This is a genomic window from Pseudomonas sp. (genome assembly GCF_036404235.1).
GTDB lineage: Bacteria > Pseudomonadota > Gammaproteobacteria > Pseudomonadales > Pseudomonadaceae > Aquipseudomonas.
In genome coordinates this window covers 30,221-53,803 of record NZ_DASWOT010000143.1, presented here as the reverse complement: position 1 = coordinate 53,803, position 23,583 = coordinate 30,221, and the positions used below count along the sequence as shown (strand labels likewise).

General features: G+C 56.6%; 20 protein-coding genes. 18 read left to right on the top strand and 2 right to left on the bottom strand.

Annotation, left to right across the window (positions count from 1 at the left end; all coding sequences use genetic code 11):
• Window positions 1-426 precede the first annotated feature (426 nt).
• Complete coding sequence (locus VGC62_RS17995) at window positions 427-720, top strand: hypothetical protein (protein WP_331188430.1); 294 nt, start codon at window positions 427-429, stop codon at window positions 718-720.
• Between the two features lie 189 nt (window positions 721-909).
• Here VGC62_RS17995 and VGC62_RS17990 read toward each other — a convergent pair whose 3' ends face one another.
• The gene (locus VGC62_RS17990; protein ID WP_331188429.1) at window positions 910-2,718 is read right to left on the bottom strand and encodes an aminopeptidase P family protein; all 1,809 of its coding nucleotides are present in this window, start codon (window positions 2,716-2,718) and stop codon (window positions 910-912) included.
• A gap of 980 nt (window positions 2,719-3,698) precedes the next feature.
• Here VGC62_RS17990 and VGC62_RS17985 point away from each other — a divergent pair.
• From VGC62_RS17985 to ssuE, 17 genes are all read left to right on the top strand, one after another.
• Window positions 3,699-4,484 (top strand): hypothetical protein, encoded by a 786-nt coding sequence (locus tag VGC62_RS17985; RefSeq protein WP_331188428.1) that lies wholly within the window; start codon window positions 3,699-3,701, stop codon window positions 4,482-4,484.
• 57 nt (window positions 4,485-4,541) lie between these two features.
• Window positions 4,542-5,663: a DegT/DnrJ/EryC1/StrS family aminotransferase gene (locus tag VGC62_RS17980; protein ID WP_331188427.1), complete on the top strand. Its 1,122-nt coding sequence runs from the start codon at window positions 4,542-4,544 to the stop codon at window positions 5,661-5,663.
• Window positions 5,664-5,668: 5 nt separating this feature from the next.
• Entirely contained in the window at window positions 5,669-7,183 is a 1,515-nt protein-coding gene (locus VGC62_RS17975) for a lipopolysaccharide biosynthesis protein (protein WP_331188426.1), read from the top strand.
• A 3-nt stretch (window positions 7,184-7,186) separates the two neighbouring features.
• A complete protein-coding gene (locus VGC62_RS17970; RefSeq protein WP_331188425.1) occupies window positions 7,187-8,116 on the top strand; it encodes a glycosyltransferase family 2 protein in 930 nt (309 codons plus the stop codon).
• Window positions 8,106-8,558, top strand: coding sequence for a low molecular weight protein-tyrosine-phosphatase (locus tag VGC62_RS17965; RefSeq protein WP_331188424.1), 453 nt, complete (start codon window positions 8,106-8,108; stop codon window positions 8,556-8,558). The genes VGC62_RS17970 and VGC62_RS17965 overlap by 11 nt, the downstream gene beginning before the upstream one ends.
• Window positions 8,559-10,775, top strand: a complete 2,217-nt coding sequence (locus VGC62_RS17960) for a polysaccharide biosynthesis tyrosine autokinase (RefSeq protein WP_331188423.1) — start codon at window positions 8,559-8,561, stop codon at window positions 10,773-10,775.
• A 31-nt stretch (window positions 10,776-10,806) separates the two neighbouring features.
• Window positions 10,807-11,607: a WbqC family protein gene (locus VGC62_RS17955; protein ID WP_331188422.1), complete on the top strand. Its 801-nt coding sequence runs from the start codon at window positions 10,807-10,809 to the stop codon at window positions 11,605-11,607.
• Window positions 11,608-11,612: 5 nt separating this feature from the next.
• On the top strand, window positions 11,613-12,125 hold the full coding sequence (gene rfaH / locus VGC62_RS17950; protein WP_331188421.1) for a transcription/translation regulatory transformer protein RfaH: 513 nt from the start codon (window positions 11,613-11,615) through the stop codon (window positions 12,123-12,125).
• A 169-nt stretch (window positions 12,126-12,294) separates the two neighbouring features.
• Entirely contained in the window at window positions 12,295-13,296 is a 1,002-nt protein-coding gene (locus tag VGC62_RS17945) for a glycosyltransferase (RefSeq protein WP_331188420.1), read from the top strand.
• A complete protein-coding gene (locus tag VGC62_RS17940) occupies window positions 13,293-14,543 on the top strand; it encodes a glycosyltransferase family 4 protein (RefSeq protein ID WP_331188419.1) in 1,251 nt (416 codons plus the stop codon). Before VGC62_RS17945 ends, VGC62_RS17940 begins: the two co-directional genes overlap by 4 nt.
• A 127-nt stretch (window positions 14,544-14,670) precedes the next feature.
• A complete protein-coding gene (locus VGC62_RS17935; RefSeq protein WP_331188418.1) occupies window positions 14,671-15,987 on the top strand; it encodes a hypothetical protein in 1,317 nt (438 codons plus the stop codon).
• 119 nt (window positions 15,988-16,106) lie between these two features.
• On the top strand, window positions 16,107-17,246 hold the full coding sequence (locus tag VGC62_RS17930) for a glycosyltransferase family 1 protein (protein ID WP_331188417.1): 1,140 nt from the start codon (window positions 16,107-16,109) through the stop codon (window positions 17,244-17,246).
• 9 nt (window positions 17,247-17,255) lie between these two features.
• Complete coding sequence (locus VGC62_RS17925; RefSeq protein WP_331188416.1) at window positions 17,256-18,296, top strand: acyltransferase; 1,041 nt, start codon at window positions 17,256-17,258, stop codon at window positions 18,294-18,296.
• Window positions 18,297-18,390: 94 nt separating this feature from the next.
• Window positions 18,391-19,608 (top strand): glycosyltransferase family 4 protein, encoded by a 1,218-nt coding sequence (locus VGC62_RS17920; RefSeq protein ID WP_331188415.1) that lies wholly within the window; start codon window positions 18,391-18,393, stop codon window positions 19,606-19,608.
• Window positions 19,609-19,620: 12 nt separating this feature from the next.
• Window positions 19,621-21,033, top strand: coding sequence for an undecaprenyl-phosphate glucose phosphotransferase (locus tag VGC62_RS17915; protein ID WP_331188414.1), 1,413 nt, complete (start codon window positions 19,621-19,623; stop codon window positions 21,031-21,033).
• A gap of 166 nt (window positions 21,034-21,199) precedes the next feature.
• The gene (locus tag VGC62_RS17910; RefSeq protein ID WP_331188413.1) at window positions 21,200-22,285 is read left to right on the top strand and encodes a polysaccharide biosynthesis/export family protein; all 1,086 of its coding nucleotides are present in this window, start codon (window positions 21,200-21,202) and stop codon (window positions 22,283-22,285) included.
• A gap of 346 nt (window positions 22,286-22,631) precedes the next feature.
• Window positions 22,632-23,213: an NADPH-dependent FMN reductase gene (ssuE, locus tag VGC62_RS17905; protein ID WP_331188412.1), complete on the top strand. Its 582-nt coding sequence runs from the start codon at window positions 22,632-22,634 to the stop codon at window positions 23,211-23,213.
• A 65-nt stretch (window positions 23,214-23,278) separates the two neighbouring features.
• Here the strand turns inward: ssuE and VGC62_RS17900 are convergent, their stop codons facing one another.
• Entirely contained in the window at window positions 23,279-23,554 is a 276-nt protein-coding gene (locus VGC62_RS17900) for a hypothetical protein (protein WP_331188411.1), read from the bottom strand.
• Window positions 23,555-23,583 lie beyond the last annotated feature (29 nt).

The following is a 23,583-nucleotide window of genomic DNA, read 5'->3' as shown; positions in this document are numbered from 1 at the left end:
CTGTCGATTTAACCTGCAAATCGAAGCACTTCGGCCCTGCTTACTTCGTCCAACTCTTTGATTACCAAGGAGTTTTCCGTTTCGTCTGCGCCGGAAGTGGGGCGAATTATAGACACATCCAACACCCCGTCAACAGTTAATCTCAAAATCTCTTCAATTAACTCAAATACAAACCTGGGTTCTGCGTGAAAACCCTTTATTAAGGTGCTGATTGACCATCCTTGCGGTTCTTTGACCCTGCGGGCGCCGCGCTGGCTTTGCAGATTGAGAAGCCGTTACACGATGTCGCTAGCATTTTTAACGCTGTTAGGCCATGTTTACCCACGCTGCTGCTTCATCTAGAAATAGCACGGTTGTTGGCTTAGGCAAGGCAAGCGAATTCAAGCTAGGTACTGAGCGGCACATGCCGGTCAGGTAAGGAACTGAATGAAATACATTTTTATAATCCTGACCATTGTGGCTGTTGCCGGGTGCGCCGCCACCTCAAAACCCGTGAAGCAGGGAAAGCGTGGCATCCATATCAATTGTTCTGGTCTTTCATCCTCTTGGGATCAATGCTACGAACTGGCAACCAATTCCTGCGAATCGAAAAACTACCGGATCATTGCCAAATCAGGCGACTCGGCAGAAGACCCAGGCGACTATCCTTTTGGGTTAAACCCCGCCGGGTACACCAGCCGCAGCATGATCATCATCTGCAAAAAGCCACTCTCACCTTAATCGCGCTCCGCCAGCCCATGGATTTACTGAATAAGTAAATCACGACTGGCGCCTGCCGCTGCCTGCTGCCGGACCCAGTTCGACGACGATGCCCCAAAGCGCCCGTCGACGGCGCAATGAAAGCAACGCAGTATTCGAATGGCTGAGCGGACCACCTCAAACGCAATACAAAAGCTATAGGGCGCTGACTCAAACGGCCGCAGTGCGGGCCCTCAACCACTCCAGCGCAGCGCCCTGTAGCAAAGGACTCAACCGCACATTAACCTGCGCGTGGTAGTCATTGAGCCAAGTTCGCTCATCTTGGGTTAACAGGCTGATATCGAGGCAGCGTGTGTCGATTGGGCACAATGTCAGTGTTTCGAACTTGAGAAACTCGCCAAATTCGCTCTTGCCAGCCTCGCGGTTGATCACCAGGTTTTCGATGCGCACCCCCCATTGGCCAGGGCGATATGTTCCCGGTTCGATGGAGGTAATCATTCCTGGCAGCATCGCGGTCTGGGGAGTTGCCGACGCCTGGTAGGCGATCACTTGCGGACCTTCGTGGACATTCAAGAAATAACCCACCCCGTGACCTGTGCCATGACCGTAGTTAACGCCTTCGGCCCACATCGGCGCACGGGCGATAGCATCTAGCAATGGCGATAGAATCCCGCGCGGAAAATGTGCTCTGGACAGCGCAATCACGCCCTTGAGTACCCGTGTGCAATCTCGCTGTTGCTCGGCGCTCGGAGTGCCGATCGGCACCATTCGGGTAATGTCAGTGGTGCCGCCCAAATACTGGCCGCCCGAATCGATCAGCAACAGCCCATCGCCTTCAATCTGCGCGTGCTCTTGTTCGGTAGCGCGGTAGTGCGGCATCGCGCCGTTACTATTGAAGCCTGCGATGGTGGCGAAACTTTGCGAGATATAGCCTGGACGACGCTCCCGTGCCGCGCTGAGTTTTTCATCGATTGTCAGCTCGCTGACCGGCTCATTACCCAACGCCGAATCCAGCCAGGCAAAGAACTCGCACAACGCCGCGCCATCCTGCTCCATTGCCTGGCGGATGTGCTGGGTGTCAGCCTCGCTTTTTTGTGACTTGAACAGCGTTGTCGGGTTCAAGCCCTCGATCAGTGTCACTTCACTGTTAAGACAGTCGAGCAAACCGCACGTCACGCGAGCGGGGTCCACCAGCAACCGCGCCTGCGCCGGCACTTCGCTCAGGGCAGCGCCAATCTGGGCGTACTCGCGCAAGGTGATACCTTCGCTTTCCAATGCCTGACGCAAAGCGGCGTCAACCTTGTCTGAGCCGACAAATAGACTGACGCTGTCCGGGCCAATCAGGGCGAACGAGATGAACACAGGATTGTAAGAAACATCAGCCCCCCGCAGGTTGAACAGCCAAGCGATATCATCGAGTGTCGCAATAAAATGCCAGTCGGCACCCCGCTCAGCCATAGTGCTGCGCAACCGCTGCAGCTTCTCGGCGCGCAACACCGTCGCCTGAGGTGCTTGGTGCTCATAAATAGCCTGAGCAGGTAATGCCGGCCGGTCCTGCCAAAGCTCTATTAGCGGGTCCAGGTCTGTACGCAAACGTGCGCCGCTTATAGAGAGGTTGTTGACCAGCGTGCGCGAGGACGCCACAGCCATGACGGCACCGTCGACCGCAACGACCGTATCGGCTTTCGCTTGCTCGGCCAGCCATTCGAGCGGGCCAGGCTGCCCCGGCTGCAACTTGACCAAGTCGATGCCACTGCCCGCCAACTCCTTACTGGCCTGCTCCCAATAACGGCTGTCAGCCCACAGGCCAGCAAACGCCTGGGTCACGATCAGCGTACCGACTGAGCCGTGAAAACCGGAAAGCCATTGCCGCCCCTGCCAATAACCCGGCAGGTATTCAGATAAATGAGGATCGGCCGAAGGTACCAGCCAGGCATCGATACCTTCTCGACTCATCAAGGCACGTGCCCGTGACAAACGTTCAGCAACCACTCCATTGGTTTTCGACTGCGTGTTCATTGATTCTCCTGCTCGAAATTTGCGTAGCACGGATCAGATAATGGAGCAGTGCTCATGGCCGAGCAACCGCGAGACACCCGCAGCTTTGACACCGCCTGTTGCGTGAATGAGTAAAGGCCCTATCCCGACCTCACCGCCTGGATGCATGCGCGGTGTCTTCCGGTTTTATTGGCGGGCGCAAGTCAACTCACAAGTCCCTTATACCCGTGCTAGTGAGGCTTATAAGAAGCAGTGATAGTGTTCAGCTCAAACTTAGAGCGCTACAGATAAAACAGATAACAACCTTTATATGACTACTGAGCAATTCCCAAACGCAAAAAGTTCAATTAATGAGCGCCATAAAACCGATACCCCAAGCTGGCGCCCAACTTCTGACGTTAGAAAATCGTCTTTTACAGCGTCTTCCCTACGCAGAACGTCGAAACGTCCCACGGCCGAAAACCGTCATTGCACCGGGATAGCGCGTATGATGTTTTTTTGACTCCGTTATAAATCAATGAGTTACAGATAAAAAACACCCACTTATCAAAAACTTAACAGAATGTTGGCGAAATAATTTGACAGAAAGTGCGCTGCCGTCGATATATATCCCTGTCGGATGTTTTCCAGAAGTGCAGCGGTGCCATTAGAGCGCTACGCGGAACTCATCCCGATATTACCTTTCTGTTACTGCCAACGAAGTTAGTTGCCCCATGGCGTATGTCTAGCGTCAGTGGCGATGTGTTGGGCAAAAGAAAATTTCAAAATAACTGAGTGTGCTCGGTGGGGCGGTAGCTTTGTCCGGAGAAAGCATTGAGTCGCTCAATTGCACTCAATGATTCAAGTACTTGGCAGTCACCCGCATCACCCGAAAAGAACAGCAGGATCTGCAGATTCTGGCGGTAGCGTGCCTGAATGCCCCACTTGATGCCGAGGCACAAACAGGTAGCGACACCGGGCCCTGCGCTTTCACACTACCTTCCTTCAAAGGGCTCAACGCAATGCCACTATCTTTCGACACGGATGAGCGGCAGGTTCAACGCCTGGCTGACGAAATAGATACCCACGGCTTTGCCAAATTGAGCAGCGCCGTTAGCGACACCGACCTCGCACAACTGCGTGCCTGGACCGACGCTCAGGCGCAACAACACCAAGGTGAATACTTTGCGTATCACGGCGAACAAATGCTTGCCGGCAGCCTGCTCGCCACTTTCTGGGCAGACCCCAAACTGAAGCATCTGCTGGCAGGCTTATATCGTCGAGCTGCCAAACGGGACGCCGCCAGTGAGCAAATCTTCCCGGTGCTGCGCTGCGTTCAAGGCGCCCACGGCCAACGCGAATCCAACTGTTTTCACTACGATGCGAGCCTGGTCACCGCACTTATTCCTGTGTTCATTCCCACGCAGGGTGCAGAACGCGGCGACTTGATGTTGTTCCCCAACCTGCGTGGGGTGCGGTCCTGGGTGCTGTTCAACGTGATTGAAAAGGCCCTTCTGCAAAACCGCCTAACCCGTGCGTTGATTGGCAAAGCCATGCAGCGCGGTTGGCTCAAGCCTTACGTTCTGAAGCTCGAACCCGGAAACATTTATTTCTTCTGGGGCTATCGGACCTTACACGCGAACAAAGCCTGCAGCCCTGAAGTAAAACGCGCCACTGCACTGTTTCACTTCGGCGATCCCCATACCGGAAGTCTGGCGACACGATGGATCCTCAAGTTCAACCAGGGCCGCGCCCGCCGGATCAGCAATAAAACCGGTAACCAACCCCCGGCATCCACACAGGGTTAGGTCACTGAACTTGCGTTTTACCCGCCTTAGCGCACTTCGTCCGACATGGAGGCTTCGATGATCAACGTAACCAAGACCTATCTAGGTGATATCGACAAGTTCAAGACCTACGTAGAAGGTATCTATTCCCGCGGTTGGTTGACCAACCATGGTCCGCTGGTGTGCGAGCTTGAAGCGCGCCTGCGCGATTACCTTGGCGTCAAACACGTCATTCTGACCAACAATGGCACCCTCGCCCTGCAAGTTGCCTATCGCGCACTGGGCCTGAGTGGCAGCGCCGTGACCACCCCTTTCAGCTTTGTGGCCACCAGCAGTTCGCTGCAATGGGAAGGCATTCGCCCCATCTTCGCCGACATCGATGCACAGACCTGGAATATCTCGCCAGATCACATTGAGAGCAGGATCGTCTCCGACACCACCGCAATCGTCGGCACGCACGTATTTGGCAACCCCTGTGCGGTTGAGCGCATCGAAGCGATTGCCCGTAAGCACAATCTGAAAGTGGTGTATGACGGCGCCCATGCGTTCGCCGTACGTCACGCGGGCAAATCAGTGCTCAATTGGGGTGACATCAGCACCTTGAGCTTCCATGCGACCAAGCTGTTTCACACCATCGAAGGTGGCGCGATCATCACCAACGACGATGAATTGGCACGCCGCGTTTACTTACTGTGCAACTTCGGCATCGCCGACGTCGACAAGATCGAAGGCATCGGCATCAACGCCAAGCTCAACGAATTCTCCGCAGCCATGGGCCTGTGCATCCTCGACGACATTGAGAATATTCTTCAGGAACGTGCTGAAATCGCTGAGCGCTATGTCAGCCGACTCGCTAACTACGTTGACCTGCAGCGGGCCGAATACGACAGCGAACTCAACAACAGCTACTTCCCGATCGGTCTGGCCGACGAGCAGCAATTACTGCGGGTACGCACCGCACTGAACACCAACGGTATCAACCCACGCCGTTATTTCTACCCGTCGCTGGACACCCTTGAGTATCTGCAACCACAAGCTGCGCAAACAGCTTCGCGCGCGCTCAGTGAGCGCGTGCTCTGCCTGCCGATTTACCCCGGTTTGAAGCTTGAAGATCAGGAACGCGTGATCAATACGATCATCGCCGAATGCAGCGTGGGTCGTGCGCAGTATCAGGTTCCTAATCTCGCTCAGGTTATTTAGTCATCATGCAGACCAGACGCTCAGTCATCCGCAACACCGTGTTGAGCTATGCAGGTCAGGCCTACGCCTTATTGGTAGGGATTCTGATCATGCCGTTTTACCTCGGCCATCTTGGCGCCGAGGCCTACGGTCTGATCGGATTTTTTTCGGTGATGCAGGCCTGGTTGCAATTGCTCGATGCGGGCCTGTCGCCCAGTCTGGTTCGCGCAGTGGCTCATCAGCAGGGCACATCGGCGGCCGAACGCAGTACCGGCCGACTGCTGCGCTCGTTCGAAATGATCTTCCTGCCGCTGGCGACTGTTTGTTGCCTGGCGATGTATCTAGGCAGCACATGGATTGCGCTTCACTGGCTTAACGCAAAAGAGTTGAGCACGCAGACGCTGATCGACTGCATTAGCCTGATGGGACTCATCATCGCGCTACGACTGTATTCGACGCTCTATAAAAGTGGCATTCAGGGCCTTGAACAACACGCCTGGCTGAACGCCGCCAACGTGATCATCGCCACCCTGCGTTACTTCGGCGGGTTGTTGCTGGTGAGCAAGTACTCGCAAGACCCGATCGATTTTTTCATCTTCCAGGCTGCGGTAGGCGTGATCGAAACCTTGATCTTCGCGGCCAGGGCCTACCAGCAGATGCCGACGCCAAAGTGGTACACCGGCTTCGACTGGCGCCTGGTGAAACCGATCATCCCGTTCGCGGCAAATATGTCCGGCGCCGCGATCCTATGGATTCTGCTAACGCAGATCGACAAGGTGCTGCTCTCGGAACTGCTGCCACTCAATGAGTATGGTTACTTCTCGTTGGTGGCGCTGATCACCACCGGCATCATGATGCTGAGCAACCCCGTGGCGCAGACACTACTGCCGCGCTTGACCGTGTTGATGGCCGAGGGTCGCCGGGATGAAATGCATGCGCTGTTCCTCGCCGCGCATCGTTTCATTTGCACCTTCATGTTTCCGCTGGCGGCATTGATTGCGTTGCACGCCGACTCAATGGTCTACGCCTGGTCAGGCGATCAGGCCGCCGCGCAATGGTGCCGCTCGATCTTGCCGTGGTACTCGCTAGGCAGCGCAATCATGGCCGTCAGCGCGTTCCAGTTTTACCTGCAATACGCCTACGGCCAGATGTATTTGCACATGTGGTACAGCGTGATATCGGCGCTGATCACGGTACCGGCGATGTTCCTGGCGATTCATTACTACGGCGCCTTCGGTGCCGCGATCACCTGGTTTGTATTGCGCATCGTGTCATTTGCCATCTGGCCGGCGATTGTTCACAACCGGCTGGCGCCAGGGATTCACGCCCAATGGCTGCGAGATGTCATTCGCATCAGCGTGATGACCGCTATCGGCCTTGCGATCAGCGAGCCGGTCTTTCGCATGATCGCCAGCGAAGACCGATTGAATACGTTCATGGGACTTGCCGTCAGCGGCCTGATCACATTGGTCGTGGTGGTCGCCAGCTACAAGCCACTGGTGACGAAGATTTCCGTTCTGTTCAGCAAATTGAGTACATGAGCCATGGATGCCATTAGTAAAAAGACGAGCACCGAGCAATCTCCCGCTCCCCTGTTGAGCATCGTTTGCCCGGCCTACAACCAGCAAGCCTACATCGCTCAGACGCTGGACGCCTTTCTGGCCCAGCAAACGACATTTGACTTCGAGATCCTGGTCAATGACGACGCCTCCACCGACGGCACGGCCAGTATCATTGCCGACTATGCCAAGCGTTATCCGTCGCTCATCCGCCCTTTCTACAGTGAAGTGAATCAGTATTCGCAAGGCAAGCCCTCGGTACCGGGCCTGTTCGGCGTCGCACGCGGCCGCTACATCGCTTACTGCGAGGCCGACGATTACTGGACCGATCCGCGCAAGCTGCAAATCCAGGTGGACTTTCTCGAAAGCCATCCGGATTACGTGCTCACCTATCACGACGCCATCTCCTTCGATGCCAACGGACAGTACGGCATTCAACTGCAAGGCAAACTGCGCGGCGATGCCACCTCACTGGAACTGCAGCAAGCCCGGCCGATCTCGACCTTGACTACTTGCTTTCGCAACGTGTTCGACAAGCTGCCGCCGGAATTGCAGGCAGCCCCGCTCAATGACCTTGTGTGGTGGTCGTTGCTGGGTGCTTTTGGCAAAGGCAAGTTCCTTGGCGAAATCAAACCTGCCGCCTACCGATTGCATGCTGGAGGTGTGTTCTCAATGCGCTCAAACAAACGAAAGCTGCACATGAGCCTGCAAACCGCCGGGGCGCTGGCGAACTACTACAACCGCTTGGGCAACCAGAAACTGTATGAGCACTTCCTGATGCAGCTGGTGGGTTACTCGCTATCGGCCATGACCCCGCAAAACAAGGTGATCGCACTGTCGCAGGTGGCTCTGAATTTCAGCACCAACATCAGCAAAAGACTGGTGCCCACGTTCAGCAAAGGCCATGTTCAGTAATGTTCTGGTGGTCTGCGTCGGCAATATTTGTCGCAGCCCCATGGCCGAAGCCATGCTCTTGCAACGTGTCTCGAAAGCAGGGGTTTTGGTTTCATCGGCCGGCACCCACGCCATGCTCAGCTCGACCATGGACCCGCTTGCCCAGGCAGTCCTGCAGGTCAACGGTGTGTCCCCACACAAACATCGTAGTCGTCAAGTCGATGTGCAGATGCTGCATCAGGCCGACCTGATCCTGCTGATGGAACACAGCCAAACGCAAAGCGTGCTCAAGCTTGCACCGGAAGTACGTGGCAAAACGTTTTTGATTGGCAAATGGCAGCACGAACTGGAAATAGCCGACCCGTATCGACGCCCGAAACTAGCCTTTGAACAGACCTACGAGCAGCTTTCGCGTTGCGTCGACGACTGGCTTCCTTATCTTCAGTCAGGAGAAACAAGATAAATGACCGTCATGAACCGTACTTCCCTGGAGGACTTTCAGGACTCCCGGATCGATTTGGCGACTATCTTGCGCACATTATTCGATCACAAAGGAATGATTGCATCGATTGTTGGTGTTTGCGCCCTGCTGGGCCTGACCTACGCGATCATTGCAACGCCGATTTACCAGGCCAACGCGATGATTCAGATCGAGCCTAAGAAGATCGGTATTGAGGGTCGCACTGAAATCAACAGCAAGCCGCTGTCGGTGTCCCAGGCGACCACCGAAATCGAGCTGATCAAATCTCGCGCCGTGCTGGGCAAGGTCGTCGAAGACCTGAAACTCAACATCGTGCAGAAGCCAAATTACGTACCTGGCATCGGCGCCTATATGGCTCGCCGTTTCAAGCCTGATCACGAAGGTGCATTGGCCGATCCCATGTTCGGCATGAACAGCTACGCCTGGGGTGGCGAAAAAATCGACATCTTCCAGCTGGAAGTACCCGATGCCCTACAGGGGGCGAAACTGACGTTGGTGGCCGGTCAGCCTGGCAACTTCTCGCTGTATGACGATGATCACACGCTGCTGCTCAGCGGCCCGATCAATCAAACGGTCGAAGGTCACGGGGTAAAAATCCAGGTCGCCGCGCTCAACGCTCGCCCGGACACTGAGTTCACCGTGGTCAAGCAGCGCACCCTGACCAGCGCACTGGACTACCAGGATCGTCTGAAAATCCTTGAGGCCGGCAAGGACTCGGGGATCGTTTACCTGTCGATTCAAGATCCCGATCCGGTGCTGGCCAAACGCATCCTCAACGAAGTCAGCCGCCTGTATGTCCGTCAGAACGTGGAACGCAGCTCGGCCGAGGCGGCTCAGCGTCTGGAGTTCCTGCGTTCGCAATTGCCTGCCGTGCGTAAACAACTGGAGCAGTCGGAAACGGCATTGAACAACTTCCAGACCAGTGCCAAGTCAGTCGACCTGAGCATCGAGACCAAAGCGGTACTCGATCAGGTGGTGAAACTTGATGGCACCCTGTCGGAACTGAAAATGAAGCGCGTTGAAATTGAACGCCTCTACACACCGGAACACCCGACGTATCGCGGGTTGATTACGCAGATCGGTCAGATCGAAGCGCAGAAACAGGGTTTGCTGAAGAAGATCGAAGCGTTGCCTGCCACTCAGCAAGAACTGCTGCGCCTGACCCGCGACATGCAAGTCACCTCGCAGACCTACACCCTGTTGCTCGACAAGAGCCAGGAACAAGACATTCTGCGTGCCGGCAGCATCGGGAACGTGCGAGTCATCGACAACGCCGACGCCAACGTCGAAGAACCGGTCAAACCGATGAAGAAAATCATCGTCTTGATCGCGACACTGGTAGGCCTGTTGATCGCTGTCGCAACTGTATTCGTGCGTCAGGCCTTCTACCGGGGCGTCGACAACCCGGAAGTGATCGAACACCTCGGCATGCCGGTGTACGCGTCACTGCCGTTCTCGCGCCAGCAAGAACGCATGGACAAGACCACCCAGAGCGGACGGGTGAACAAAGGCTCGAAATTGCTCAGCGTCAGCGCGCCCACAGAACTGGCCATCGAGTCGTTACGCAGCCTGCGTACCAGCCTGCATTTCGCAATGCTTGAAGCGCGCAACAACGTGTTAATGATTTCAAGCCCCACACCCGGCGTGGGCAAGTCGTTCGTCTCCAGTAATCTGGCGGTGATCATCGCCCAGACTGGCAAGCGCGTCCTGCTGATCGACGCCGACATGCGCAAGGGCTACCTGCACAAGGTGTTCAACCTGACGCCCAAGCATGGTTTGTCTGACACGCTGGCCGCCCGGTTAACGAGCAAGGAAGTGATCAATCACACCGAAGTGCGCAACCTGGACTTCATCTCTTGTGGTTTCGCGGCACCCAACCCGTCGGAGTTGTTGATGCATGACAACTTCAACAAGCTGATCAGCGAACTTGCACCGCTGTATGACCTGGTGCTGGTCGATACCCCGCCGATTCTCGCGGTCACCGACGCCACTCTGGTGGGGCGTCAAGCAGGCACCTGCCTTCTGGTGACGCGTTTCGGCCTGAGCACCGCCAAGGAAATCGAAGCGTCCAAGCGGCGCCTGGGCCAGAACGGCATCGTTATCAAAGGCGCGATCTTCAACGGCGTACTGCGCAAGGCCTCGACCGCCGATTACGACTGCGCAGCGTATGGATACGACTACACAACGGTTCGCAAATAACAAAACCGTTCACGCACAACTGGAGACGTAAATGGCCAGGACCATTGCAGTGATGCAGCCCTACCTATTCCCCTATCTGGGCTATTTCCAGCTTATCGGCGCAGTAGACGTCTTCGTCCTGGGAGACGACCTACAGTACATCCGGTCAGGCTGGGTCAATCGCAACCGCATTTTGCACAACAATGAGGCGAAGATGATCACCTTCCCTCTCAAGAAAGACCGCTTCCAGTTGCCGATCAACCAGCGGCAACTGTGCGACAACTTCAACGAGGAAGCTGAACGCCTGATCAGGCTCATCAAGCATTGCTACATCAAGGCGCCGTACTTCGCCCAAGTGATGCCACTGATCGAAAGGTTGATTCGTTTCCCGCAACAAAACATCGCGCTTTATGCCGAACATGCAATCCGTGAAATGTGTGCTTATCTACACATCGTCACACCGATTATGCGCGGTTCCGACCTGATTCTGGGCAATCCGGCGGATAAGCAGGAACGCATCATCCGCATTGCTCATACCTTTGAAGCGACGACCTTCGTCAATCCAGAGGGCGGATCGGTGCTGTACGACCGTGATCACTTCGCCCGCAACGGGCTGCTGGTGCGTTTCTTCCGGATGAATCCGGTGGTTTACCGGCAGTTCAGGCAGCCCTTCGTTGCCAATCTGTCGATCATTGATGTGCTGATGTTCAATTGCGTCGAGCAAGTCCAGCAACTGCTTAGCTGTTACACACTGGACAAGGATGGACCGGTGACTGAACCCGACCTGCTGGGCGGGCTCGCGCAACATCCTGACGTCGTATCTACCTTGTCGAACCGGATTGCAGTGGAGTGAAGAATATGTCTCAAACCCATAATCCCGCGCGCTGGTACTTGATTCAAACCAAGCCTCGTCAGGAAGCCCGCGCCGAAGAACATCTGCAGCGTCAATGTTTTGAGTGCTACCGCCCACTCAAGACCGCCGAGAAAAAGCGTGGCTCGCGGGCGGTGGCCGAGGAAGAGTTATTCCCAGGCTATCTGTTCATCCGCATGGACCAAACCCATGACAACTGGTATCCGATCCGGTCTACCCGGGGCGTTGCACGCATCGTGACGTTTGGTGGCCTGCCCGTTCCGGTGCAGGATGTGCTGATCGATCAGATCCGCGAACGACTGCTGGCGCCGCCGCCCAAGCTTGAGTTTCAGCAAGGTGAAGCGGTGCGCATTACCGCGGGTGGCTTCAGCGACGTCGAGGCCATTTTCCTGACAGCCGACGGCGACGAACGGGCGATCATCTTGCTCAATCTGTTGCAACGCGAGCAGAAAGTCACCCTCCCCGTCAGCAGCCTGGCTCGGATCGAAGCTCGGGTCTGAAAACACGGGCTCCCTGTAGGAGCCAACGTGTTGGCGAGTCAGCTGACGCGATGTGCCAGCCCTGACGCTTTGCCAACACGTTCGCTCGTACGGATGAATTCACCAGCTCGCCATTCCCTTGGCCGCGCCCTGCCGTTGCCCTTCGCCCTTCTTCGCCCCGGAACTCACCATGACCAACAAAACGACTCTGGTGACGCTCACCTATGGTGATCGTTTCAATTATCTGCACACGCTCGTCAGCCGCTCGTTGGAAAGTCCGCTGATTGACCGAGTAATCATCGTCAGCAATGCCTCAAGCGCACCGCTGGAGACCTTGCGTCGCAGTTGGCCCGATCAGGTCAGCGTGATTTATCTGCACGAGAACACAGGTTCTGCCCGCGGCTATTCGGTGGGGATTCAGGCCGCACTGGACGCCGGTGCCGAGCATATCTGGCTGATGGATGACGACAACGCACCGACCATCAATGCCATCGCCACTCTGCACAAGGTGTTGGACGACCGTAAAATCATCGATGGCGAAGACAAGGCCGCCGTGCTGGGTTTCCGCCCGACACATCAGGCCGACATCGCCGCCGGCGTGCCGAAGCGCTTTGCCATTCAGCGTCGCTCCAGCTTCTTCGGCTTCCACATCGCGCAATTGCCTTACAAGATCTGGCGTCGTTTGCCGTGGGGTAGGCCACAGCGAACGGAGAAAAAACTGCAGATAGTGCAGTTGCCGTTTGCCACCTATGGCGGGCTGCTCGCCCACCGCAACGTGTATCGCCGGATCGGCTTGCCGCTGGACGCATTGATGCTCTATGCAGACGATAGCGAATACACCTGGCGCATTACCGCTGGCGGTGGACGGATCTTCCTGGTGCCGGATGCCCTACTCGATGACTTGGAGAGTTCCTGGAACATCAAAGCACGCACCAACAACATCTATGAAAGCTTCCTGTTGGGCGGCTCGGATTTGCGGGCCTATTACGGCGCGCGTAACCAAGCCTGGTTCGACAAAAATATCTGGTCCAACTCATCGATGCTGTACAGCCTCAACCGCTGGGTATTTTTCCGCCTGCTGCGCTTGATTGCCAAGCGACGTGGCGCCGAAGAGCGCTTGAGTCTGATCGAAAAGGCCATCCGCGACGGCGAGTCCGGCGTGCTGGGTCTGAATCAATCGTATCCGCTATGAAAATACTGTTCATCAACAGCCTTTATTCACCTCACATTGGCGGCGGCGCAGAAATCATTCTTCAGCGCACTGTCGAAGGGCTGCAACAACGTGGCTGCGAGGTTTGCGTGCTGGCCACCGGCCCCGACGTCGGCCTGGCCGTTGACACGGTCAATCAGGTCAAGATCTACCGCGCCGGATTGCATAACTTCTACTGGCAGTTCAACGCACAGCGGCCAGGCCGGCTGGCTCGTCTGGGCTGGCATGTGCGCGATCGCTACAACGGCGCCATGCGCGCCTATGTCAAGCAAGTGATCGAACAGGAACAACCGCACGTGGTGGTATGCCACAACCTGGCGGGCTGGTCAGTGTCCGTGTGGGATGAAATCACCGCTGCCGGACTGCCCATCGTTCAGGTGCTGCATGACATGTACCTGATGTGCCCCAGCAGCAACATGTTCAAAAAGGGTCGTTGCTGCGAGCAACAGTGCAGCAGTTGCCAGCGCTTTCGCAAAGGCCACGACGCTCGCTCGACGCAAGTCTCGACGGTGGTCGGAGTCAGCCGCTTCATGCTCGAAAAGTTGCAACAACAAGGTTACTTCAGTGCCGCACGCGGTTATGTGGTGCATAACGCCAGTCCCTATGCGGCGGTGCCTACCCTCCACCCTCTGCGACACCGTGCGCCCTCGGTGAAAAAGGCGCCTTTGCGCTTCGGCTACATGGGCACCTTGTCTGAACAGAAAGGCGTGCGTTGGTTGATCGAACAATTTCAACGCTTGCCCTTCGACGCGACGCTGCAGATCGCCGGGCGAGGACAACTCAATGATGAGGCGCAACTCAAGGCCTTGGTGACATCGCCGAACATCAGCTTTGTCGGTTACCAGAAACCTGAAGTGTTTTACCGCCAGCTCGACGTTGCCGTTGTGCCGTCGATCTGGAACGAACCGTTCGGCATGGTCGCCGTCGAGGCTTGCGCACATTCGGTGCCGGTCATCGCCAGTCGCATGGGGGGACTGCCGGAAATCATCCAGGACTCACTCAACGGTTTGCTGTGCAACCCGCAAGATCCAGATTCGCTGGGGCACGCGATGCTTACATTGCACCAGCAACCGGAATTGCTCCAGCGCCTGAGTACGCAAGCCAGGCTCAGCGTCACATCATTGTTGAACCTGGACCTGATGCTCGACAGTTACCAGGGCATCTTCACCCAGACCGTACAGGACAACATTGCGCATCCAGACCCGTTTATCGCATCCAATACCGTTTGACTCACATCCTTGGCTCTCCCCCTGAAAAGCCCGAGCCACACCGCAGGTGATGCTGGCTGTTCTTACCTACGGCCCGAGACCTACCTGAGCAAGCGCTCCGGACCGTGCCTCTTCATTGAGACAAACCATGCCCAACACGCGCCTGACAAGGTTACGACAACCGTTGATGGTTCTTCTGCTGGGCTTGTTTTTCAGCCGTGTAGCGCTCGCCGATGAGTCGTTCATCATCGGCGTCGACACTCACCTGATGAACAAAAGCGCCACTTCAGCCAAAGCGTTGCAGATGCTTGAAGCGGCCGGTGTCGATTCAGTTCGCGACGATGCCTACTGGTCGAGCGCCGAGCCACGACGAGGCCTGATGAGGATCGAACCCGCCTGGCAGGCCTTCTTGAGTAAAGCCCAGGAGCATCATTTGCGTCCGCTGTTGGTGCTCGGTTACGGCAACCCGTTTTACGACAACTACGCAAAACCGCGTGTCCCAGCAGTCAGGGAAGCGTTCGGTAATTACGTCAAGTTCGTCACGCGGCAGCTGATCGACAGCGTGGACTTCTACGAAATCTGGAACGAGTGGGACAAAGAAAACCCCGTGGACCCGGCGTTCGCCAAGGACTACAGCGTGCTGGTTGAGGAAAATGCCCGGCGTATCCGTAGCAATGAACGGCCAATGACAATTCTTGCGGGGGCGGTCACAAGTCAAGGCATGGACCTGGGGTTTGCCGACCGGCTGGTGGAGTCAGGGATTCTCGATCATGTCGATGGGCTGTCGCTGCACCCGTATGTGCATTGCCGCTACGAAGAGCGTCACACGCCGGAGCGCTGGATCGCCTGGTTGCGCTGGGTGAACGCAGACCTCAGAACCATCGCAGCCCGCCCGGTGCCGTTGTACCTGACGGAGATGGGTTGGCCGAGTAACGACAGCAAGTGCGGGGTCGGTGAACAACTGCAATCGGCGTATCTGGCCCGCAGTTTTTTCCTGGCCCAGACACTGCCAGACATCAAGGGATTGTGGTGGAACGGCCTGCTCAATGATGGCGCCGACCGCCATGACCCGGAACAGAATTTTGGCCTGCTCAATCAGGACCTCAGCGTTAAACCTGCGTACCTGACCCTGAAAGCCATCAGTCCGACGCTGCACGAATACAGTTACGACGCGGAAAAAAGCCGTGAAACAGACTCGCAATACTTGCTGCGGTTTGCCAAGGGTTCGGAGCAGATCCTGGTGGCCTGGAGCACAGGCCTGGCCCGTCCGATCAGGGTCGAGGCGAGCAGCGTGCTGCACGGCAATGTGCATTACATCGACACCACGCACCCCCAGAACGGCCTGGTCGACAGCGGTATCCCGTGGTCCTGCAACGACGGTCGCTGCTCGGCACAGGTGCCAATAGACGAGTTTCCGAAAATTATCAGCCTGGGCACCCGGCCAGCGCTGTTCGCCTCGCCCTGAGGCTTAACCAAGGCTTGTGCCCAACACGCTTGTGCCCGCTGCGCGAGCGGCCTTCAGGTCGAGGCGTTTCTGGATCTGACTTCCCAACGACCCATCACCTTTACAACAGGTCGCCCCCGATGATTGTGATCAATGCACGCTTTCTCACGCAGGAACTTCGCGGTGTTCAACGCTTTGCAGAACAGACCTGCCTGGCGTTGAAACAACTGCGCGACGACGTGGTATTCGTCGCACCGCATGGCATCAAGATGCACGAAAGCGCTAAAACACTGGACGTCCAATGTATCGGCCGCAACAGCGGTCACTTATGGGAACAACTGGACCTGCCGCTGTACCTCAAACGTAATGCCAATCCGTTGTTGATCTCCCTGTGCAGCACCGCGCCTCTGTTTTACGGCAACCAGATCGCTACGCATCACGACATCACCTACGTGCGTCACCCGCAAAGCTACACCCGCACCTTTCGCACACTGTACCGGACCATGACGCCGATCATGCTGTCGCACACAAGATCGTTGCTGACCGTGAGCAATTTTTCCAAGGGCGAGATTTCGCAGTTCTACAAATACCCGGAGAAAAACATCCTCGTGGTACCCAACGCCGTCAGCGACGCGTTTCAACCCGGGCCGCCGCTCAAGGACCACACCGATTATTTACTCGCAGTGTCCTCGCCCAGCGCGCACAAAAACTTCAACCGGATGATTCAGGCGTTCCTGATGCTGCGCGATCACGACGATTTGCAATTGCACATCGTTGGCGCCGCCAGCGAGATTTTCGCCGATGAAAGCCTGCAACGCCTGGCCTCACGTGATTCACGCATTCGCTTTCTCGGTCGGCTCAGCGACCGAGAACTGATCGCTCAGTACCAGGGCGCCACGGCGTTCGTGTTTCCGTCGCTGTATGAAGGTTTCGGGATTCCGCCACTGGAAGCTCAGGCCTGTGGTTGCCCGGTGCTGGCGGCCAACGCTGCGTCAATTCCAGAAGTGCTGCAAGCCAGCGCCCTGTATTTCGATCCGCTGGACGTCGAGCACATCGCCTCGGCGATGGAACGCATTCTCACTGACATGCCGCTGCGTCAGTCGCTGCGCCGGCGCGGCTTGAACAACGTGTCGCGGTTTTCCTGGGAAGAGTCGGCACGTCGTGTATCGCAGCGCATCGACACCTTGATGGACATCTCCAAAGATCGGCGCGGCGCAAATAGCAGCACCCATAACCGCGGCGACAACCTGCAGCGCGAATCTCCTTCGAGCAAGCTGTGAGGCATACACATGAAACGTCTGGCCTATCTTGATGCACTGCGCGGCATTGCTGCTCTGCTGGTGGTCTTCACCCATTTGTATGTGCCGTTGATCGGGCATGTCTGGGTGCTCGACTACCTGATCGATCCGGGCAAGCTCGGTGTGCTGTGGTTTTTCATGATCAGTGGCGTGGTGATCCCGTTCAGTCTGAAGCCGGGCCCCGATGGCCCTAAGCGGTTTCTGATTTCGCGCTTTATGCGTTTGTACCCCGCTTACTGGCTTTCATTGCTGGTGTTTCTGGTGATGTTGAAACTCACCAGCGGCGTGTTTCCCTCCTGGCCACAGATCGTCGCCAACCTGAGCATGGTGCAAGCGGCCCTGGGTTTTGACGACGTGATTGGCCTGTACTGGACGCTGTTCATCGAAGTGGTGTTTTACGCGCTGTGCCTGGCGCTGTTTGTCGCCGGCAAGTTGTATGACCTGACCTCGCGCAGCCGTTGCGCGCTGGCATTCCTGTTGATGGCGTTGGCCATGAGCATGGTGCGTGCGGTGACAGAACGCAAGTTGCCCGTGGCGCTGCCGCTGGCCCTGTCATTGATGTTCTTCGGCTCCATTTGGCGCCAATGGCTGCTGGGCGAACACAGCCGTCAACTCACGCGCAATCTGCTGATGCTGCTGGGCGCGTTCGTCGTGTTACTGCCCCCGACGCTGATCATGGCTTACAGCAAAGACATGGGCACTGGCGAAACCTGGGGCCGTTACCTGTTCACTTACGCCGTGGCCATCGGCAGTTTCCTGCTGTTGACCCGCAGCGTGCGCCTCGATCATCCGCTGTTGGTGTGGCTCGGCGCGGTGAGCTACTCGCTGTATCTGTTGCACCCGTCGATGTTGATGCTGAGCGAGTTTCTGCTCGCCCCCACTGGCGCCCCGGCGCTGATCGTCGCGCTGTTCGCAACGTTGCTGACCCTGGGCGCTGCCCACCTGAGCTTTAGCTTGATCGAAACGCCTTTCATCCAGCTGGGTAAACGCCTCAATAACCGCAATGCCAAGACGCAGCCTGTCAGCGTCTGACGTAGCACTTGCGTCAACACAGGAAGTGGGAGGTCCCTTGCGAGCTTGGCTCGACGTGCAGGGCTTTTCTTCGGCCGCTAAAGCAGAGAATCCAATGAAAATTGCAATCGTCCATGACTGGCTGGTGACCTACGCTGGTGCCGAACGGGTACTGGCTTCCCTGATCAACATCTGGCCCGAGGCGGACCTGTTTTCCGTCATCGACTTCCTCAGCGACGAGGATCGCGCCCACCTGGGCGGTAAAGTCGCCAAGACCACCTTCATTCAGCGCCTGCCCAAAGCCAAGACCCGTTATCAGCGATACCTGCCGCTGATGCCAATGGCCATCGAGCAACTCGACCTGTCCGGCTACGACCTGATCATCAGCAGCAGTCACGCGGTGGCCAAAGGCGTGCTGTGCGGTCCGGACCAGGTACACATCAGCTACGTGCATTCACCGATCCGTTACGCCTGGGACCTGCAGCACCAGTACCTGCAGGAAGCGGGCCTGTCCAGCGGCCTCAAAAGCAAAGTCGCACGGATGATTCTGCATTACATGCGTATGTGGGATCAGCGCACGGCGGCTGGCGTCGACGACTTCGTTGCTAACTCTTATTTCATCGGCGGGCGAATTTCCAAGGCCTATCGGCGTGAATCCACCGTGATCTATCCGCCGGTCGACACCCAAGGTTTCACCCTGCAAGAACACAAGCAGGAGTACTACTTCACCGCCTCACGCATGGTGCCGTACAAGCGCATACCGATGATCATCGAGGCGTTCGCGGCGATGCCGGACAAACGCCTGATCGTGATCGGCGACGGCCCGGAAATGGAAAAAGCCAAAGCCATCGGCGCGCCCAACGTCACCCTGCTCGGCTACCAGCCCTTCGCGGTGCTGCTGGAGCACATGCGCAATGCCAAGGCGTTCGTCTTCGCCGCCGAGGAAGACTTTGGCATTAGTCCGGTTGAAGCACAGGCCTGCGGCACCCCGGTGATCGCCTTCGGCAAGGGCGGCACGCTGGAAACCGTCTGCGGTCTGGATCATCCGCAACCCACTGGCGTGTTCTATCAGCAGCAAACGGTGGAATCGCTGGTGGCCGCAGTGGGTGAGTTTGAAGCGTCGCAGTCGCGGATCACCGCACAGGCGTGCCGCAACAATGCCGAGCGCTTTTCCAAAGAGCGCTTTGAGCAAGAGATGCGCCAGTTCGTCGAACTTCGTCTGAGTATTGCGCGTCAGGCGCGGGTGCCTGCGCAGTATCGACAAGCGCAAGCAGCACCTACGCTGGTCAGCAATGACCTCACCGCCCGCGTTGTTCCGATCAAATCTGTCTGAGCGAGCAACGTCATGAAAACCCCTTTACGCGGCATTTTGCATGCTCATCAATCATCACTTTCGGTCGCTCACCGTCTATTGGACCTGACCGTGATCGTGCTGGGTGGTTACTGCCAGAATGTGTTCACCGGCACACCCATGACTTCCGAGTCATGGATTCAAATCCTGCTGGCGGTGTTGGTCTTTCACTGGTTGGGTGAATACCACCAGTTGTATGGGTCATGGCGGGGTGAGCGGATCGTCCGTGAATTGCTCAAGGTCTTTAATTACTGGGCGCTGACGTTTGTCATTCTGCTATCGGTGGATTACCTGCTGCTCAATCACGCCGACCTGCCCGATAACGGCCAGATGACCTGGTACGCCAGCGTACTGTTGGCGTTGTGCGGCTATCGTCTGGGCATCCGCAGCCTGCTGCATGGGCTGCGCAGCCGGGGCTTCAATACCCGGCGGGTAGCGATCGTCGGCACGGGGCACTGCAGCGAACGTCTGGCGATGTCCATCGACCGCGCGCCCTGGATGGGCTTGAACTTGCTCGGTTTTTACGACGAGCAACCACAGCAGATGGACCTGGCGCGCATCGGTCGACGCATACCGGTGTTGGGGGATCTGGACCAACTGATCGTGGATGCCCGCGAAGGCCGTATCGACAAGATCTACATCACGCTGACCCTGGACAGCCAGGCACGCTTGCAGGAACTGATCAAGGGCCTGAGCGACACCACCGCTTCGGTCTATGTGATCCCGGATGTGTTCATGTTCGAGCTGTTGCATGCGCGCAGCGAAAGCATCAACGGCCTGCCCAGCATCAGCATTTTCGATTCGCCCATGGACGGCGCCTGGAGCATGGTCAAGCGCGCCGAAGACATCGTGCTGTCGAGCATCATCCTGAGCATGATCGCCCTGCCGCTGCTGCTGATTTCAATCGCCATCAAGCTGACATCGCCAGGTCCGGTGTTGTTTCGCCAACGCCGCTATGGGCTGGACGGACGCCCGATCATGGTCTGGAAGTTCCGCAGCATGAGCGTTCAGGAAAACGGCGATGTGGTCACCCAAGCCACGCGCAACGACAGCCGCATCACGCCACTGGGCGCGTTTCTGCGCCGCACCTCGCTGGATGAACTGCCGCAGTTTTTCAATGTGCTGCGCGGCGAGATGTCCATCGTCGGGCCAAGGCCACACGCCGTCGCGCACAACGAGCAGTACCGCAAGCAGGTTTCCGGCTACATGTTGCGTCACAAGGTCAAGCCAGGGATCACCGGCTGGGCACAGATCAACGGCTGGCGTGGCGAAACCGACACGCTGGACAAGATGCAGAAACGTGTGGAATTCGACCTGCAGTACATCGAGCACTGGTCAGTCTGGCTGGACATGAAAATCATCCTGCTGACGCTCTTCAAAGGCTTCGTCAACAAGAACGCTTTTTAACCGTTATTCAAAACAACCACCCACAACAAATAAAACAGCCGGGGCGACGACGCTCGGCAGGAGGTGAGCACCTGCATGAGTACCTGTAATCAGAAGTTCGGTGTTGGTAAGGGATGCAATGAAATCACTGTGGTGCCAGAACGCACCTATTAGGAAGGAACATCATATGAAAGTAACGTTAGCTGTTGTGCTGCTTTCCAGTCTGATTTTGCAAGGCTGTGCTTTTGCTCCCGGGCAGCACATGACTCTCGATGAAGTCACCGAAAAGGACCCGGACGGTCCGAATGTCACACTCGTCAAAATCACCCCGGCCACACTTCAACAGCAGCAACAACGTGCGGCCTCCCTGGCAAAACCGCTACCGCCTGAACTGTTGAGCTACAAAACACCTGAATACATCGTGGGCCCGGGCGACGCCTTGTTGGTGACCGTCTTCGAACACCCTGAGTTGACCGCACCTGGTTCTACCGAGCAACTCGATGCCAACAGCCGGGAAGTGTTGAACGACGGCACCGTTTTCTTCCCGTACGTTGGCCGTGTACAGGCCGCTGGCAAAACCGTTTCACAGATCCGAGAGCAGTTGCGCATGGGCCTGTTGCCGCAGTACACCGAGGTCAAGGTCGACGTCAAAGTCCTGCGTTACAACAGTCAGCGCGTGTTGCTTTCCGGTGCGTTCAAAACGGCTGGTCCGCAACCGATCACCAACATTCCGCTGAGCCTGGTTCAGGCGATCAGCCAGGCAGGTCTTGACCTGACCGATGCCAACCTCGCAGGTCTGACCTTGCGTCGTGATGGCAAGGACTATGTGATCGACGTCGACTCGCTCAACCGCAAGGATTCGCAACTGAGCAAGATCTACCTCAAGGACGGCGACTACCTACACCTCAACAGCAACTCGAAAAACAAGATTTACGTGTTGGGTGAGGTTCTAAATCCACACGTCATTTCTTTCAGCACCACCAGCGTGACCTTGCTCGAAGCATTGGGTAGCTCCGGTGGCCTGAGCCCTGACGCTGCAGATGGTGACGCGGTGTATGTGATCCGTGGTGGTCAGGACGCCACACGCGGCTCGACGGTTTATCACCTGAACGCCGAAAAACCGACAGGTTACCTGCTAGCCAAACAGTTTGAGCTCGAAGCACAGGACGTAGTGTTCGTAGGTCCGGCCAACATCACCCGTTGGAATCGCTTCATCAGCCAACTGCTGGGCTCCAACAACATCGTGCAAACCGGTGCAATGTTTAGGAATTAAAAGCAGCTGTAAGCTTCAAGCGGTAAGTTTCAAGTCAGAAGTAAGCGTAAAAATCCTCGCGGGTGCCGACTGCGGGGATTTTTTTTGCCTGTGATTTGGCACTAAAGTGTTCCCAAATCAACAGCCATTCAACAGTTGCACGGGTTATGCGCAGTGAATGACAGGGCCGTATTCGAAGCGTTGCCGCTACCAGGCCCAGTTTTCGGGGTGTTTGGATGACCCGCGACACTGGCATACATGCTGCTATGCACTGGGTAGGGTTGATTTTCAACCAATACACTCGCGCTCAACGTTCCCTGCATGACCCGGTCTGCACAGCGGTGACCTGATCCAAGGAATTTTAAGCATGTTGGTAGTTTCAATCTCAGGTAGCCCAGCGCAAAAGTCCCGTTCTGGTGTAGTACTCAAACACGCCGCCCGCTGGCTAAAAGATCATGGGGTAGAGGTCAAGGCCCTGCGCATTCATGACTTCAACGCCGAAGACCTATTGTTCGCGCGCTTCGACAGCCCGCAGGTGATCGACTTCATCGAAGCGGTGAGACGCGCAGATGGCCTGCTGATCGGCACACCGGTATACAAAGCGTCGTTTTCCGGGGCGCTGAAGACCTTGCTGGACTTGCTACCGGAGCGCTCACTGCATGGCAAAGTGGTGTTGCCACTGGCCACCGGCGGCAGCATCGCACACATGCTGGCGGTGGATTACGCCCTGAAGCCGGTATTGTCGGCGCTCAAATGCCAGGAAGTGCTGCACGGCATTTATGCCATCGACAGCCAAGTCACCTATAACGACGACGAAACCGGTGGGGAACTGGATGACATTCTCACTGAGCGCCTATATGAAGGCCTGGAGCACTTTCAACTGAGCCTGCAACACCGAGCCCATGCGCGACATAAGGATGCGGGCGGGCATTTGAAATTGGCGCTTTAAACGGCGGTACATTTTAAGTTGCAGGTGAAACAGACCGCGAGTTCCAGCGCTGCAAGCGTGAAGCATCAACCTTGACGGGCTGGGCTCTGCACGCTGAACGCTGCGTTGAATTCGCTGTGGTTATCGAATTCATGAGCGCGCTGAAGCTGCGGCTGCACCATCAATTGCGTTTTACGGGCCTGATACTCATCGTAAGACAGACCGCGACGGTTCAAATCTTCAAGTGCTAACTGATGGGTTTCTTCAGCGGTGTAAGGACGTAATTCGGGATGATTGCCAGCGGCACAGCCAGAAACAACGGCGACTGAAAGCAACATGGCAAGGGCAAGAAGACGGTTCATGAGAGCCTCCATTCGGCTCGTTTCTGGAA